At 71.2% G+C, this 15,246-nt stretch carries 13 protein-coding genes; 8 read left to right on the forward strand and 5 right to left on the reverse strand.

What is annotated here, in order from left to right; translation table 11 throughout:
* Positions 1–84: 84 nt before the first annotated feature.
* The 6 genes from pseB to KOI35_RS29045 are packed head-to-tail and all read left to right on the forward strand — an operon-like array spanning position 85 to position 6,306.
* A complete protein-coding gene (gene pseB, locus KOI35_RS29020) occupies positions 85–1,116 on the forward strand; it encodes a UDP-N-acetylglucosamine 4,6-dehydratase (inverting) (protein WP_203378119.1) in 1,032 nt (343 codons plus the stop codon).
* Positions 1,116–2,234, forward strand: coding sequence for a DegT/DnrJ/EryC1/StrS family aminotransferase (locus KOI35_RS29025; protein WP_215791812.1), 1,119 nt, complete (start codon positions 1,116–1,118; stop codon positions 2,232–2,234). The genes pseB and KOI35_RS29025 overlap by 1 nt, the downstream gene beginning before the upstream one ends.
* Before the next feature lie 3 nt (positions 2,235–2,237).
* A complete protein-coding gene (locus KOI35_RS29030; RefSeq protein WP_215791813.1) occupies positions 2,238–3,101 on the forward strand; it encodes a hypothetical protein in 864 nt (287 codons plus the stop codon).
* The gene (locus tag KOI35_RS29035; protein WP_215791814.1) at positions 3,098–4,576 is read left to right on the forward strand and encodes a class I SAM-dependent methyltransferase; all 1,479 of its coding nucleotides are present in this window, start codon (positions 3,098–3,100) and stop codon (positions 4,574–4,576) included. Before KOI35_RS29030 ends, KOI35_RS29035 begins: the two co-directional genes overlap by 4 nt.
* Entirely contained in the window at positions 4,573–5,298 is a 726-nt protein-coding gene (locus KOI35_RS29040) for a cytidylyltransferase domain-containing protein (protein ID WP_215791815.1), read from the forward strand. Before KOI35_RS29035 ends, KOI35_RS29040 begins: the two co-directional genes overlap by 4 nt.
* The gene (locus tag KOI35_RS29045; protein WP_215791816.1) at positions 5,299–6,306 is read left to right on the forward strand and encodes a PseG/SpsG family protein; all 1,008 of its coding nucleotides are present in this window, start codon (positions 5,299–5,301) and stop codon (positions 6,304–6,306) included.
* On the opposite strand, the gene KOI35_RS29050 is transcribed toward KOI35_RS29045, so the two are convergent.
* From KOI35_RS29050 to KOI35_RS29060, 3 genes are all read right to left on the reverse strand, one after another.
* A complete protein-coding gene (locus tag KOI35_RS29050; protein WP_215792033.1) occupies positions 6,284–7,297 on the reverse strand; it encodes an NADPH:quinone reductase in 1,014 nt (337 codons plus the stop codon). The two genes, KOI35_RS29045 and KOI35_RS29050, sit on opposite strands and share 23 nt — an antisense overlap.
* 19 nt (positions 7,298–7,316) lie before the next feature.
* Positions 7,317–8,081, reverse strand: coding sequence for a HipA domain-containing protein (locus KOI35_RS29055; protein WP_215791817.1), 765 nt, complete (start codon positions 8,079–8,081; stop codon positions 7,317–7,319).
* 82 nt (positions 8,082–8,163) lie between these two features.
* Entirely contained in the window at positions 8,164–8,436 is a 273-nt protein-coding gene (locus tag KOI35_RS29060; RefSeq protein ID WP_215791818.1) for a helix-turn-helix domain-containing protein, read from the reverse strand.
* Between the two features lie 132 nt (positions 8,437–8,568).
* Here KOI35_RS29060 and KOI35_RS29065 point away from each other — a divergent pair, with 132 nt between their 5' ends.
* Positions 8,569–10,053: an MFS transporter gene (locus KOI35_RS29065; protein ID WP_215791819.1), complete on the forward strand. Its 1,485-nt coding sequence runs from the start codon at positions 8,569–8,571 to the stop codon at positions 10,051–10,053.
* Here KOI35_RS29065 and KOI35_RS49060 read toward each other — a convergent pair.
* Positions 10,025–11,047 carry a S66 family peptidase gene (locus KOI35_RS49060; RefSeq protein ID WP_215791820.1) on the reverse strand — a complete coding sequence of 341 codons (1,023 nt, stop codon included), beginning with the start codon at positions 11,045–11,047 and terminating at the stop codon, positions 10,025–10,027. The genes KOI35_RS29065 and KOI35_RS49060 overlap by 29 nt on opposite strands.
* A gap of 3 nt (positions 11,048–11,050) precedes the next feature.
* A complete protein-coding gene (locus KOI35_RS29075; RefSeq protein WP_215791821.1) occupies positions 11,051–11,674 on the reverse strand; it encodes a helix-turn-helix transcriptional regulator in 624 nt (207 codons plus the stop codon).
* Between the two features lie 224 nt (positions 11,675–11,898).
* On the opposite strand from KOI35_RS29075, the gene KOI35_RS29080 reads away from it, so the two are divergent.
* A complete protein-coding gene (locus KOI35_RS29080; protein ID WP_215791822.1) occupies positions 11,899–15,147 on the forward strand; it encodes an ATP-binding protein in 3,249 nt (1,082 codons plus the stop codon).
* The last annotated feature ends 99 nt before the right edge of the window (positions 15,148–15,246 follow it).

Below are 15,246 nucleotides of genomic sequence, written 5' to 3' on the forward strand. Positions count from 1 at the left end.
AACCGATGGGCAATGCTAACTGAACACCAGGTGAACTGAAGTTTGCGTTTAGAGTTGGGCCAGAAATCGGCTGGTCGGCTGGTTATGCTTCCGGCTCGTACTGCGTCCTGTCCCACCCCCCGGGAGAAAATCAAAGTGTCTGTACTCAGCGGATCATCGATCCTGGTCACCGGTGCCACCGGGTCCTTCGGGAAGGCGTTCCTCAACTACGCCCTCACCCACCTCGACCCGCAGCGCATCGTGGTGTTCTCCCGGGATGAGCTGAAGCAGTACGAGGTCCGGCAGATGTTCGGCGACGACCCGCGGCTGCGCTTCTTCCTCGGCGACATCCGGGACAAGGCGCGCCTGGAGCGGGCCATGCACAACATCGACTACGTGGTGCACGCCGCCGCCCTCAAGCAGGTCGACACGGCGGAGTACAACCCGTCCGAGTTCGTCGAGACCAACATCAACGGCTCGCAGAACGTGATCGACGCCGCGATCGACAAGGGCGTCAAGAAGGTCGTCGCGCTCTCCACCGACAAGGCGTCGAGCCCGATCAACCTGTACGGCGCGACCAAGCTCGTCGCCGACAAGCTGTTCATCGCCGGCAACCACTACGCCGCCACCCACCCGACCCGCCTCGCGGTGGTCCGCTACGGCAACGTCATGGGCAGCCGCGGCTCGGTCGTCCCGCTGTTCCGCAAGCTCGCCGCCGAGGGCAAGAGCCTGCCGATCACCGACAAGCGGATGACCCGCTTCTGGATCACGCTCCCCCAGGCCGTGAAGTTCGTCGTCGACTCGTTCGACACCATGCAGGGCGGCGAGCTCTTCGTCCCCCGCATCCCCAGCATGCGCATCCTCGACCTGGTCGAGGCCGTCGCACCGAACTCGGCCACGCACGAGATGGGTGTCCGGCCCGGCGAGAAGCTCCACGAAGAGATGATCGCCTCCGACGACAGCCGTCGCACGCTGCGCTTCCCCGACCGCTACGTGGTGCAGCCGGTCGTGGCCAGCTGGGGCTACGAGACCCCCGAGGGTGGCGAAGAGGTGCCGGACGGCTTCAACTACCGCTCGGACAACAACGACCTCTGGCTCTCGGTCGAAGACATGCGCAAGCTGCTCGAGGAGAACTGATGCTCCCGTACGGGCGGCAGTCGATCGACCCGTCCGACGTGGAAGCGGTCGTCGCCGCCCTGGGCAGTGACTGGCTGACCACCGGCCCCCGGGTCGCGCAGTTCGAGGCCGACATCGAAGCGGTCGTGGGCGCCCCGGCGGTCACCGTCACCAACGGCACGACTGCGCTGCACACGGCGTACGCCGCGGCCGGCGTCACCGCGGGTGACGAGGTCGTCACCACGCCGATGACGTTCGTGGCCACGGCCTCCGCCGCGGCGATGCACGGCGCCACGATCGTCTTCGCCGACATCGAGGACGACACCGCCAACATCGACCCGGCGGCCGTCGAGGCGGCCGTCACGTCGCGCACCCGGGCGATCGGCGCGGTCGACTACGCGGGCCATCCGGCCGACTACGACGCTCTCCGCAAGGTCTCCGAGAGCGTCGGCGCCGTGCTGATCGGCGACGCCGCGCACTCGATCGGCTCGACCGTGCACGGCCGCCCGGTCGGCTCGCTGGCCGACCTGACGACGTTCTCGTTCTTCCCGACCAAGAACATGACGACGGCCGAGGGCGGCGCGGTCTCGTCGATCCGCCCCGACCTGCTCAAGCGGGCCCGCACGTTCCGCACGATCGGGGTGGTGCGCGACGACCTGCGCCACACCGACGAGGGCCCCTGGTACTACGAGGTGCAGTCGTTCGGTGAGAACTACCGGCTGCCCGACGTGCTCTGCGCCCTGGGCAGCTCGCAGCTCAAGCGGCTGGCCGCGTTCAAGGCCCGGCGCCAGCAGCTGACCGCCCGCTACGACGAGTTGCTGGCCGACGTGCCGGGTCTGCGGCTGCCGATCCAGCGTGAGGGCGTCGACCCGCTGCGTCACCTTTATCCCGTACGGGTGTTGGACGGTCGTCGGCGCGAGGTGTTCGAGCGGATGCGCGCGGCCGGCATCGGCGTGCAGGTCAACTACATCCCGGTCCACTGGCACCCGGTGTTCACCGATCTGGGCTACCGGCGCGGGATGTGCCCCGTGGCCGAGACCTTCTACGCTGAACAGCTATCGTTGCCGCTCTTCGTCGATCTCTCCGACACCGATCAGGACCGCGTCGTGGAGACGTTGCGTAACATCCTCGGGAGCTAGCGGGTGCACCACGCCAACCACTTCTACGGCCACGCACACATCCTGGCCGAGTACTGCGGGTTAGATCCGGAGCATCCGCCCCGGATCAACGGCTACCTGCAGCACGGGTGGAACGTGGTCGACGGGCTCGGCGCCGGCACGCCTTACGTGCCGGGCCGGCCCATCTTCGTCTACTCCGAACAGACCCGGCGTCGCGCCTGGTCGATGGGGCGCCGCCAGGCCACGGTCGTCGGCGCCCCGTTCCTCTATCTGCTGACCATGCGGCCCGCTCCCGATCCGGCTCCGCCTCGCGAGGGCACGATCTGGTATCCCTTCCACGGGTGGGAGGGCCAGCACATCGCGGGCGACCACGAGCGCCAGGTCGAAGAGATCATGGAGACCGAGCGCGGCGGCCCGGTGACCTTCTGTCTGTACTGGCACGAGTACAAGAACGACGCCGTCCGGGCCTCGTACGAGAAGTACGGCCGGGTCATCTGCCACGGCTACCGCGGTTACCAGTGGCGCGACACCGACATCGACTTCCTCGACAACCAGCTGGCCGAGCTGCGCAAGCACAAGCGGGTGGCGTCCAACCGGCTGAGCAGCGCGATCTTCCACGGCATCGCGGCCGGCTGCGAGGGCGCGGTCTACGGCGATCCGATGCACCTGGACAAGGAGCACCGCCCCACGGCCGACCGCATCCGGCGCAGCTGGCCCGAGTTGCACGGCAAGCACCTCGACCCGGTGGCGGCCCGCGCGTCGGCCATGAGCGAGTTGGGTGACGGTTACCTTGCGTCACCGGCGGAGCTGCGCGCGATGTTGGGGTGGACGGGGTATTACACTTCCGACTCCGTTGACGCTCAGTCACGAGCAGAGGTGCCCGCATGATCGAGATGGTCGGGGGTGAGATGCCCTCCTTCACCGAGGACCGCCCGCGCGCCGGCGGCGCCCTCTTCGGCTATCTGGCCGGCCGTCTCCCGGCCGGCGCCGACGTGCTGGTGGCCGGTCCGCACACCGACGAGCTGATCGCCGCGCTGGCCGAGCGCTCGACGGTCACCTGCCTGGTCCGCTCCGAGCCCGAGGCGATCGAGCTCGACGCTCGCGGCCTCACCGTCCTCTGCGGCACGCTGGCCAAACTGCCCGCCGCCGAGAAGTACGACGTGATCGTCGCGCTCGACGGTCTCGACCGGCTCTGCTCGGTCGAGGACGAGCAACTCGACTGGGCCGCGAGCCTGCAGGTCCTCAAGCGCGCCCTGCGCCCCGGCGGCACCCTGCTGCTGGCCGTCGAGAATGAACTAGGCGTGCACCGCCTGGTCGACCCGACGACGGCCACCTCGGCCCAGACCGACAGTGCCTGGCGTCCGCTGGGCGAGTTCGACACCAAGCCCGGCAACCCGACCCGGCTGGCCGGCAAGCTGGCCGCCGAGGGGCTCGCCATCGACTGGCTGGGCGCGGCGTGGCCGGTTCCCGAGGCGCCCACGCTGATCGCCACGCCCAACGCGCTGCAGGACGGGCCGGCCGACGCGCTGGCCGCCTTCGCCGCCGGTGCGGTCGGCGCCGCGTACCAGGAAAAGGCCGTTCTCAGCGACCCGCGCCGACTCGCCGCGGCGGCTGTGCGGGGCGGACTGGGCCCCGAGTTCGCCGCCTCGTGGCTGGTCGTCGCCCACCGCGCGCCCCGGCCCGCGGCCGCTCTCAGCCTGCCGCCCGTGCTGGCCGGCGACGACTCGGTGGTCGAGATCGGGCCCGGCCCCGACGGCGCCTGGGTGCGCCGCGGACAGACCGGCACGCCCCTTCCCACCGGCCGCCTGCTCGAGGAGTTGCTGCTCGGCGCGGCTCTGCGTCATGATCTTCCCCTGCTGCGGCGCCTGCTCACCGGCTGGACCGCGGCGCTGCCCGACCAAGGCGCCGACAACGTCGTTGTCCACCACGACGCCTTCGCGGTGCTCGACCCCGGCATTCCCCCGCAGACCGACGTGATCCGCCGGTTCGCCCAGACGCTCCTCGGTGGGGGCTACGCACACCCCTGGCCCGCCGCCACCGATCTGCCGACTCTCACCTCGGTCCTGCACGGCGCCGCCGGCCTGCCCGACGACGTCCCGCCCGTCCCGGCGGAGGACGAGATCCCCCTCCCCGACTCGCGCCGCGAGCACGAGGAGCAGCTCCGGGCGCTGCGGCGGCAGATCGCCGACGCGACGTCCCGGTCCCAGTGGTACGAGCGCGAGCTCGACAAGCGGGACAAGGAACTCAACAAGCTTCGCAAGCAGGTCTCCCTCTTCAGCGGCTCGGTGTCCTTCCGGGTCGCGAAGATCGGTTACGGGGTCGCCCGCAAGGCCCGGAATCGCCTTCGAAAAGGACTTAAATGACAACCCTCGGCATCATCCAGGCCCGGATGGGCTCTTCGCGTCTTCCCGGCAAGGTGCTGCGCCAGCTCGGCGGGCGCAGCGTCCTCGAACGGGTGGTCCGGGCCGCCCAGCAGAGCGGAGTCCTCGACACCCTGGTCGTGGCGACCACGATCGAGCCGGCCGACGACGCCGTCGCGGCCGAGTGCGCGGCCATCGGCATCCCCTGCTTCCGCGGCCCGGTCGACGACGTGCTCACCCGCTTCCTGGGTGTGCTCGACCAGCACGAGAGCGATGTCGTCATGCGGTTCACGGCCGACTGCCCGCTGCTCGACCCGCACCTGGTCGCGCTGGCCCACCGGGTGTTCACCGCGTCCGGCGTCGACTACATGACCACCTCGATCACCCGGACGCTCCCCCGCGGGCTCGACGTCGAGGTCGTACGGACACCGGTGCTGCGGACAATCGACGCCCTGGCCACCGATCACCACCGCACGCACGTGACGTCGTACATCTACACCCACGCGGACGACTTCGACGTGATCGGGCTGACCATGCAGCCCGACCTGTCGCACCTGCGCCTCACGCTCGACACCGAGGACGACTGGAAGCTCATCGAGGCGATCGTCGGCCACTTCGGCGACGAGCCGATCTCGGTGCGCGAGCTGGCCGTCTGGCTGGCCGGTCGCCCCGACCTGATCGAGCTCAACGCCCACGTCCTGCAGAAGGCTCTGGTGCAGGCGTAAGTGACGGTTGTCGGTATCCGCTGCGACGCCGGTGCGCGCACCGGCGTCGGGCATCTCGTCCGGTGCGTCGCTCTGGCCGAGGAGCTCGTCACCCGCGGCGTCGAGGTGCGCTTCCTGAGTGACCTCGGCGGCGTGGAGTGGGCCGAGGCCCAGCTCACCCAGCGTGGTCTGCCCTGGTCACCACCGCCGGTCGACGCGGCCGGGCTGGTCGCGGCCGCCGCCGATTTCGACGCGCTGGTCATCGACTCGTACACGCTGCCCCCGGAACACTCGGCGGCGGTCCGCGCGGCCGGCACGCCGGTGCTGGCGATCGTCGACGGCGATTTCCGGGGCCAGACCGCCGACATCTATGTCGACCAGAACCTCGACTCGGTCGTCGACGTCGACGGCGCGCTCGGCCTGGCCGGACTCGACTACGCGCTGCTGCGGTCGGCGGTGCGCACCCTGCGCCCCGCCACACCACCCGTGCACGTCGACGGGCGTACGCCCAAGGTCGTGGCCTTCTTCGGCGGCACCGACGCCTATCGGGCCGCGCCCGAGATCGCCGTGCTGCTGGCCCAGACCGGGGTGCCGTTCGAGGCCACCATCATCGGGGCCAACGAGAGCCTGCGCGACGAACTGCACGCGGTGGTGCCGTGCGAGGGGCAGCGCTTCGACATCATCCCGCCCACCGACGACCTGCCCAAGCTGCTGGCCGAGGCCGACCTGGTGGTGAGCGCGAGCGGCACGTCGACCTGGGAGCTGCTCTGCCTGGGCCGGCCCGCCGCGCTGGTCTGGGTGGTCGACAACCAGATCCTCGGGTACGACCGGATGATGGCTCGCGGCTTCGGCGCCGGGCTGGGCCGGCTCGGTCACCTGGGCGCCGACGCCGTCGACACGCTGACCCATCTGCTCACCGACGCGGCCGCCCGCACCGAACTGGCCCGCAAGGGCTGGTCGGCGGTGGACGGCCGCGGCGTGGAGCGGGTGGCGGACGCGCTCTTGGCTACGGTGCCGTCACCTCGATGACGACCTTGCCCACGGCGTTCTGCTCGACTGCCTCGTGGGCCTCGCTCACCCGCTCGAACGGGTAGCGCAGGATCGGCAGGCCGGCGTCCTCCCCGACCCGGAAGGCGCCGGTGTTGACCGCCTCGGCCACCGCGGCCACGGCGTTGTCCTTCTCCTCGGCCGAGGTGGTGTAGGTCAGCACGAAGTCGAGGCTGACGTTCTTGAGCATCGCCTTGAAGCTCGGGATGGCGACCTTGCCGGCCACGTAGATGGCGATGTTGCCGTTCGGGGCGATCACGTCGAGGTCGAGCGCGAGGTTGTCGGTGTTCACCTCGACCACGATGTGCGGCCCGGTCTCGCTGAGCTCACGGATCCGGGCCGCGGCGTCCTCGTCCCGATAGTTGATCACCGCGTCGGCCCCGGCGGCCGTGGCCAGCCCGGCCTTCTCCTTGGACGAGACGGTGGTCAGCACGGTCGCGCCGGCCCACTTGGCAAGCTGGATGGCGGCGTTGCCGACTGCTCCCGCGCCGCCCGCCACCAGCACCGTGCGGCCCTCGAGGGTGCCGGGCGCGAGCCGGTCGGGGCCGTCGCTGGCCAGGGTGAGACAGCGGTGCGCGGTGAGCGCCGGGATGCCCAGGTCGGCGCCGACCTCGAACGGGACGTCGTCGTTCATCCGCACCACCTGGCGGATGGGCAGCACGACGTATTCCTGGGCGGTGCCGTTCTCGCGGGCGTACGAGGCGTCCCACACCCAGACGTGGTCGCCGGGCTCGAGCCCGTGCACGCCGTCGCCGACCGCGTCGACCACGCCGGCGCCGTCCTGGTTGGGCACACGCGGCGGCGAGATGCCGTCGGGAACGCCGCGCCCCGACCGGGTGCCGGTGTCGGTCGGGTTGACCGCCGAGAGGACGATCCGGACCCGCACCTCCCCCGGGCCGGCGGGAGGCAGATCCCGTTCGACGATCTCGAGGACGGACGCGGGACCTGGCTCCGTGAACACGGCTGCACGCATCATGCATCCCACCCTAGTTTCAGGATCGGGCCAGCGCTGCCACGCAGCGTCGCCCGTGCTCGGTGATCCGCGCGACGAGCCGGTCGGGCAGATCGGACTTCAGCGCGACCACCGCGGCCGAGTTCGACGCCTGGCGCAGCGCCTCGGGCAGCCGTCCGGCCAGGTCGGCGATCCGCGCGAGGATCCGGTCGGCGTCGAGGCGGTTGCTCTCGGCGAAGGCGCGCCAGTGCCGGCCGGTGATCGCCTCGATCCGGTACTCCGAGCCGATCTTCATCGCCATCCGCAGCCGGGGCAGATACATGTCGTCGTAGGGCAGGCTGCTCGCCACGTCATAGAGCGGCGCCAGCCGCACCTGGCTGCCGCGCATCAGGATCGAGTAGTTCTTGGCGTGCGCGTCGGTGCCGGCGATCAGCCAGTTCAGGGCCAGCGCGTCGACGAATCGACCAACCTCCTGTTCAGCCACCGAGACCGGAGCCACCGCCGCACGGATCAGCTCGATGATCCGCTCCGGCGACGGACCACCGTCGCTCTGATACGTGGCGGTCGGCGGCAGCCCGAGCGCCTGACACATGTCTTCCTGGTGGATCCGCACGATCCGGCCACCACCGACCGAGAGCCGGTCGTAACGCTCGACCACGATGGCCCGCTCGGCGCCGAACGACCGCACCTGGGACCCGGCCGCCCGCAGCCCCATCAGGTGGGCCGCTCGCAGACAGAGGTGCTCGTTGAGGTCGTGGTCGTCGAATCCGGTGATGGCGGGTTTGAGGATGTGGGTGGTCGGCACCGCGCCGGACGGGTCCCCCCAATTCCCGCCCGGGCCAGGTGGGCCGCGACCCGGTCCTCGAGCAGCACCACGAGGTCGCGGCTCACGGCGTGGTCCCGTCGTCGCCGATCGAGTCGAGGTAGTCGTCCAGATCGACGTCGGGCTCGGGCTCGGGCCGGATGTCGACCAGCAGGCCGAGCGCCGCCACGACCTTGAAGACCAGCCCCACCTCGGCCGTGGGCTTGCCGGACTCGAGCTCGCTGAGCCACCGCCGGCTCACGCCGGCACGTGCGGCCAACTGCTGCTGCGTCATCGCGACGGCCAGCCGCCGGTCGCGAAGGTATCGGCCGAGGTCGGCCGCGGCACCTAGACGCATATCGCCTCCATGGGAGCGTACGTGCACACGCTAGCAGATGTGCACGTACGTTCCCATGGACTTCCGTGAGAACGTACGTGCGCAGTCATTCGACGGATCCCTGGGAAGCGATCGCGGGGTTAGTGTCGCCGCATGGATCTCACGACCGGTGAGCCGGTCCGTTATCGCACAGCGGCCGGCCGCTGGGTACTGCTGGCGACCGTTCTCGGCTCGAGCCTCGCCTTCATCGACGCCACGGTCGTCAACATCGCGCTGCCGGCGATCGGCCGCGATCTCGGCTCGGACGCCGCTGGCCTGCAGTGGACCGTCAACGGCTACGCGCTCAGCCTCGCGTCGCTGGTGCTGCTCGGCGGCTCGCTCGGTGACCGCTACGGCCGCAAGCGCATCTTCATGCTCGGCGTCGCCTGGTTCGCGGCCGCGTCGCTGCTGTGCGGGCTGGCGCAGAACATCGAGATGCTGATCGGCGCGCGGGTGCTTCAGGGCATCGGCGGTGCCCTGCTCACCCCGGGCGCGCTGGCCATCCTCGAGGCGTCCTTCGCGCGCGAGGACCGGTCGCGGGCGATCGGCGCCTGGTCGGGGCTGGGCGGCATCGGCGGCGCCCTGGGCCCGTTCCTCGGCGGCTGGCTGGTCGAGATCGGCAGCTGGCGCTACATCTTCCTGATCAACGTGCCGTTCGCGCTGGCCGTGCTGCTGGTGGCGGCCCGGCACGTGCCCGAGTCGCGCAACCCGGCGGCGGCCCGGCAGATCGACTACACCGGCGTGCTGCTCGGCGCGCTCGGTCTGGCCGGTCTCACGTACGGCTTCACGGCCTGGCCGGTGCACGGACCGGGCGATCCCGTCGTGCTGGTGTCGCTGGCCGCCGGCGTGGCCGCCATGGTCGCCTTCGTGCTGGCCGAACGGCGCTCGGCCCACCCGATGCTGCCCGTGCACATCTTCAAGAACTCGGTGTTCAGCGGGGCCAACCTGGTCACGTTCCTGGTCTACGCGGCCAACGGCGGGGTCTTCTTCCTGTTCGTGGTCAACCTGCAGGTGGTGTCCGGCTACTCGCCGCTGACCAGCGGGATCGCGCTGCTGCCGACGACCGCGTTGATGCTGGTGCTGTCGGCCCGGGCGGGCGCGCTCTCGCAGCGGATCGGTCCCCGCATCCCGATGACCGTGGGCCCGCTGATCTGCGCGGTGGCCCTGCTGCTGATGTCGCGGATCGGGCCGGACGCGAACTACTGGGTCGACGTCCTGCCCGCCGTGGTGGTCTTCGGACTGGGTCTGTCCACGCTCGTGGCGCCGCTGACTTCGACGGCTCTCGGTGCGCTCGAGGACGCGTACGCGGGAATCGCCTCGGGGGTCAACAACGCGGTGGCCCGGGCCGCCGGTCTGCTGTCGGTCGCGGTGCTGCCCCTGGCGGCCGGACTGGGCGGCGGCAGCCTGACCGATTCGACGACGCTGCACCCGGTCTATCGCAACACGATGATGATCTGCGCCGCGCTGATGGTGGCGGGCGCCGTGCTGGCCTACCTGCTGGTGCCGAGCCGGCTGCCGGCCCACGCCCCGGCCAACTCGTTCTGCGACCCATGCTCGCCGCCGGTGCAGGCTAAAAGTGCGCGACAACCGATCGGTTAGGCCCGTCGACCGTCATCCGACCGCCGTACGGGAGGATCCACTGCGGTGACGTGTGTCCGAAATCGATCCCGAAGACGGCCATCGCCGACGGGTTGTAGGCGGCCAGTGCCTTGAGCACCGCCTCGCGTTGATCGTCGCGATATCGCGACCGCTCGCCGGCCGACGGCGGTTGCCCGCGGAAGGCCGCCTTGGCCTTGGCCACCAGCACGGCCGGGAACTGCTCGAGCAGGCCTCGCTCACCGGCGTTGCGGAGCATGCGGAAGACCTCGTCGGCCGGCGGCATCTCCTCGGACGTCTCGAGCAGGAGGATCGAACCGGCGTAGCGCTCGACGGGCTGGATCCACCGCGAGGCGGCCAGATTCCAGTGGACGATCTCGAGACTTCCACCCCAGGTCGGCCCGCTCACGACCGTGTCGGGGCGATGCCAGATCCAGTCGGGGCTGGGCACCGTCGGCCGCGGCGTGTCCAGCGACGCCGGGTCCGACCAGCTCAGCTCCTCCTCGCTGAACCGGTCCACCGGCGTGATCGGCAGATCCACCGTCTCGAACAGCGCAGCCCGCAGCGAGGCCAGATGCTCGGGGTCGATACCGCCGCCGCAGGCCAGATGCACCATCGTCGAACCGCCGTGGAAGCCGGGCACGCCGTGGTTCCACAGCCAGTTCAGCAGGTTCGTGTTGTCGGAGTAGCCGAAGTAGGGCTTGGGGTCGGCCACGAACGGCGCCGGGTCGAGGTGCGGCAGCACGGTGATCTGGTCGTCGCCGCCGATCGAGGCGAACACCGCCCGGATCGTCGGGTCGGCGTAGGCCGCCATCAGGTCAGCCGCGCGGTCGGCCGGGGAGGCGTCGACCGTACGGGTGGAAGGGAATTCGACCGGCTCGAGGCCCAGATCCGCACGGATGCGGCGCAGAGCCAGGTCGTGCACGGCGGGGTAGACCCCGGGCCCGGCCCACGACGGGGAAACGATGGCGACGCGGTCACCGGGCCTGAGTTTCACAGGTCAGATCATGCCCGCCCGGAGCGCGTATGCAACCGCGTGCGACCGGTTGCGCAGCTTGAGCCGGTGGGTGACGCCGTAGATCACGTTCTTGACGGTCCGCTCCGAGTAGCAGAGCTTGCCCGCGATCTCGTTGGTGTCGAAGCCGTCGGCCATCAGCCGCAGCACGTCGATCTCGCGCGGGGTGAGACCCGAGGCGTTCAGCCCGTGCGGGGTGAGCACGTCGCGCTGCATCCGCTCGACGTGCTTGAGCAGCTCGCCGACCAGGTTGGGGGGAAGCACCCCGCCCCCGCAGGCGGCCGCCTTCACGCTGTGCGCCAGCCGGTCGGCCGACACCGCGCCCCGGGGCAGGACCGCGACCACGCGGCACTCGACCGCGGTCAGCAGGTCGGCCTCGTCGATCTCGGACACCACCAGGACGACCGGTGCGGTCGTCTCGGAGTTGGATCGGCGCAGCGTCGCCACCACCTCGGTGCTGAGCCGCTCGGCCGCGACCACCAGCACGTCGGCCTCGGCTCGCTGAGCGTTGCGCAACACCGTGACATCACCGCGGAATTGGAGCAGCGCGGCGAGACCGGCATGGCTGAGCGGGTCCGTCGCCTGCACAGCGACCCGAGTCTGTTCCATTGCTGCCTCCCGATACGTCAGGGAAGCAGTGTCGGAAACTCGCCTTCAGGGAACCTTCACGGATTCTTCATCGCCGATCGGCGGCCGATGAACCAGTTCAGCAGAGCCCGGCACCCCGGCGGAAGGACCGAGACTCATCGGTGCCCGTCCGTGCGGTTTGTGTTATCCATTGACACCCGGCCCGTCTCCCCTGATGTTGACAGGGAACCGACCCGGGAGGACACGTGGCTGACTTGCGCGTGAGCGTGCTCGGGCCGGTGCGCGCCTGGACCGAGGAGCGGGAGCTCGAGCTGGGTCCGGCCCGGCAGCGGGCGGTCTTCGCGGTGCTGGCGGCGCACGCCGGCCGGGTGGTGGGCCGCGACGAACTGATCACCGCGATCTGGGGTGATTCGCCGCCGGCCACCGCCGTCGGCAGCATCTACACCTACGTGTCGGGGCTGCGCCGGGTGCTGCGGCCGCAGAATCTGAGCACCGGTTCCGGCGGATATCTGCTGCGGGTGGCCGGCGACGAACTCGACTCGACCCGGTTCCAGCGGTTGCGGACGAACGCGGCCGAGCTGTTGTCGGCCGGCGACTCGGCGGCCGCCATCGCCCGGCTCGACGAGGCGCTCGCCCTCTGGCGCGGGGACGCTTACGCCACCCTGGCCGGCCCGTTCCTCGAACTCGACCGCCAGCGCCTGGCCGAGCTGCGACTGGCCGCGGCCGAGCAGCGGGCCCGGCTGCGGCTCGAGGCGGGCGGCGACGACGGCCTGGTGGCCGAGCTGACCGCGCTGGTCCGCGACCACCCGCTGCACGAACCGCTGCACGAGCTGCTGATGCGCGCGCTGCATCGGGCCGGCCGGCACGGCGAGGCGCTCGAGGTGTTCCGCACGGCCCGCCGCACCCTGGTGACCGAGCTGGGCATCGAGCCGGGCCCGGCGCTGCGCTCGCTGCAACGCCAGCTGCTGACCGGGACGTCGGACAAGAGCCCGGCCCGGGGCACCTATCGCACGGTGGTCCCGACGCCGATCGCCAAGGCGCTGCGGGACGGTCTCGGCGGCCGCTCATGGGTCGGCCGGGTGGCCGAGATCGATCATCTGCGTTCGCTCGTCCGCTCGGTCGCGGCGGGCACCGGCAACGCGGTGTGGATCTCGGGTGAGCCCGGCATCGGCAAGACCGAGCTGCTGACCCATGCGTTCGCCGACGCGGCCCGGTTCGGCTGCCGGGTCGCCTGGGGTGCGGCCGACCAGCTGGGTTCCCGCGTACCGCTGCAGGTGTTGTCCCGTGCCCTCGGGCTCGAGACCGAGCCGGCCGATGACCTGATCGTCGCCGCCGTGCGTTCGGCCTGCGCGTCCTCGCCGCTGGTGCTGGTGGTGGACGACATGCAGTGGGCGGATTCCGCGACCGTACGGGTGTGGGAGCGCCTGCTCGCCCTGGTCCCCAAACACCCCTTGCTGCTGGTGGCCGCCGCCCGTCCTGACGCGCACCAGAACGACCTGCGCCGCAAGGTGCTGGCCCGGCAGCGGATGCCGCTCGACCTGGGCCCGCTCGCCCCGGCCGATCTCGACCGCATGGTGACCGCCCTGGTCGGCGCGCCGCCCGGCGAGAACCTGCGCGCGCTGGCGGCCCGGTCCGGCGGCAATCCGCTCTTCGCGCGCGAGCTGGTCGCGGCGCTGCGCCAGCGGTCCGCGGTCGAGGTCAACGGTGGCCGCGCCGACATCGGTCCCGAGGTGACCGTCGATCCGCCGCAGACCCTGCTCGACGCCGTGCACGCCGCGCTCGACGTGCTCTCCCCCGAGACCCGCGAGGTGCTGCGGCTGGCGGCCCTGCTCGGGTCGGAGTTCTCGGTCAGCGAGGTCGTGGCGGTCACCGGGCGCTCGGCTCTCGACCTGGTCGGCGCGCTCGAGGAGGCGCTGGCCGCCGCCGTGCTGGTCGACAGCGGCACCGATCTGGCCTTCCGGCACCCGTTCCTGCGGCAGGCGCTGGTCGCGAGCGTGCCCGAGGCTCTGCGGGCGGGGCTGCACCGGCACGCGGCCGAGGTGCTGGCGGCCGGCGGCAGTCCGCTCACCCGGGTCGCCGAGCAGCTCAACGCGTCCGCCCCGGTGGTCGACTCGTGGGTGCTGAACTGGCTGGTCACCAACCACGCGGCGGTGGTGCGGCGGGCGCCGCAGATCGCCGGCGACCTGATCCGGCGCACGCTGGCCACCGAGCTGCCGTCGGCCCAGGAGCGCGGGATCCTGCTGGTCGCCCTGGTCCGGCTCGAGTTCCGGCAGGGTCGCCTGCCGACGAACCAGGCCGAAGAGGCGATGAGCCTCGCCGCCGACCCGGCCGACCGCGCCGAGATGCGTCAGCTGCTGGCCACGATGCGCCACCGGCGGGGCGAGACGGCCGAGGCCGAGGCGATGCTGCGGGACGCGGTCGACGACGAGCGGGTGCCGCTGATCTGGCGGTCGCGGCACCGGGTGCTGCTGGCCAACTTCCGCCGCGGTGACCTCGACGACCTGGACGCGGCCGAGCGGCGGGCCCAAGCCGTGCACGACGAGGCGGCCGCGGCCGGTCAGCCCTACGAGACCGCGTACGCCCTGCAGACGATCTGGCTGACCAGCTCGATCCGGCGGGACCACGAGCGGGCCCTGGCTCATGTGGACCGCGCCCTCGAGGTGGTGCGCGGCCGCCCGGAGCTGTCCGGCACCTACGTCGACCTGCTCGACAACCGGTTGTTCTCGCTGCAAAATCTCGATCGCCTGGACGAGGCCGAGGAGGCGCTGCGCACCGCCCCGGCCGGCCTGCAGGTGGCGACCGCGGTGCAGCACTACTGGCTCGGGCGCTGGGACGAGGCGCTGACCGCGGTCGGCGCGGTCGCCGAGGACGGTCCGGGCATCACCTTCCACGGCCGGCGTGAACCGGGCGCGGTGACCATGCTGCTGCACGGGGTGGGCGCGCTGATCGCGTTGCACCGCGACGCGCCCGACCTGGCCGCGGCCCATCTGGGTGCGGCCGACGCCGTGCCGGCCAGCGAGGCCGAGCGCGAGAACTGCGACTTCCTGCTCGTCGCGCGGGCGCTGGCGGCCGAGCAGCAGAACCGGCCGGCCGAGGCGCTCGACCTGCTCGGCCCGCTGCTGCAACCGGCGTACGCCCCGATGATGCTGCGCCACCAGTGGCTGCCCGACGTGCTGCGGCTGGCCCAGCGGACCCAGCGGCCGGACATCGCCGAACGTGCGGCCGCGATCTGTGCCGCCGAGGCCGCCCGCGAGGTGCGACCGGCCCGGGCCTACGCCGCCAACCAGCGCTGTCAGGCGCTGCTGCACCGCGACCCGGCTCCGGCGCTGGCCGCGGCCGCGCACTATCGCAAGGTCGGCCGGGTGCTCGAGTTGGCCTCGGCTCTCGAGGACGCCGCCGTGCTCAGTGGAGAGCGGCCGGACGAGGCGTGCCGCCTGTTCGTTTCGATGTCCGCGCGGTGGGACGTCGCGCGGACATCGACATCCATGGTTTGATCCTGTTCGGACCAGGTTTCGAACCCATCGAAGGTTTTGATACGCGTTCGTTATTGCGCGTCTATGGGGCCAAGTCTTGACAGAAAAAGTTCGATAGTG

It is taken from the genome of Paractinoplanes bogorensis (genome assembly GCF_018829635.1).
GTDB classification, from domain to species: domain Bacteria; phylum Actinomycetota; class Actinomycetes; order Mycobacteriales; family Micromonosporaceae; genus Actinoplanes; species Actinoplanes bogorensis.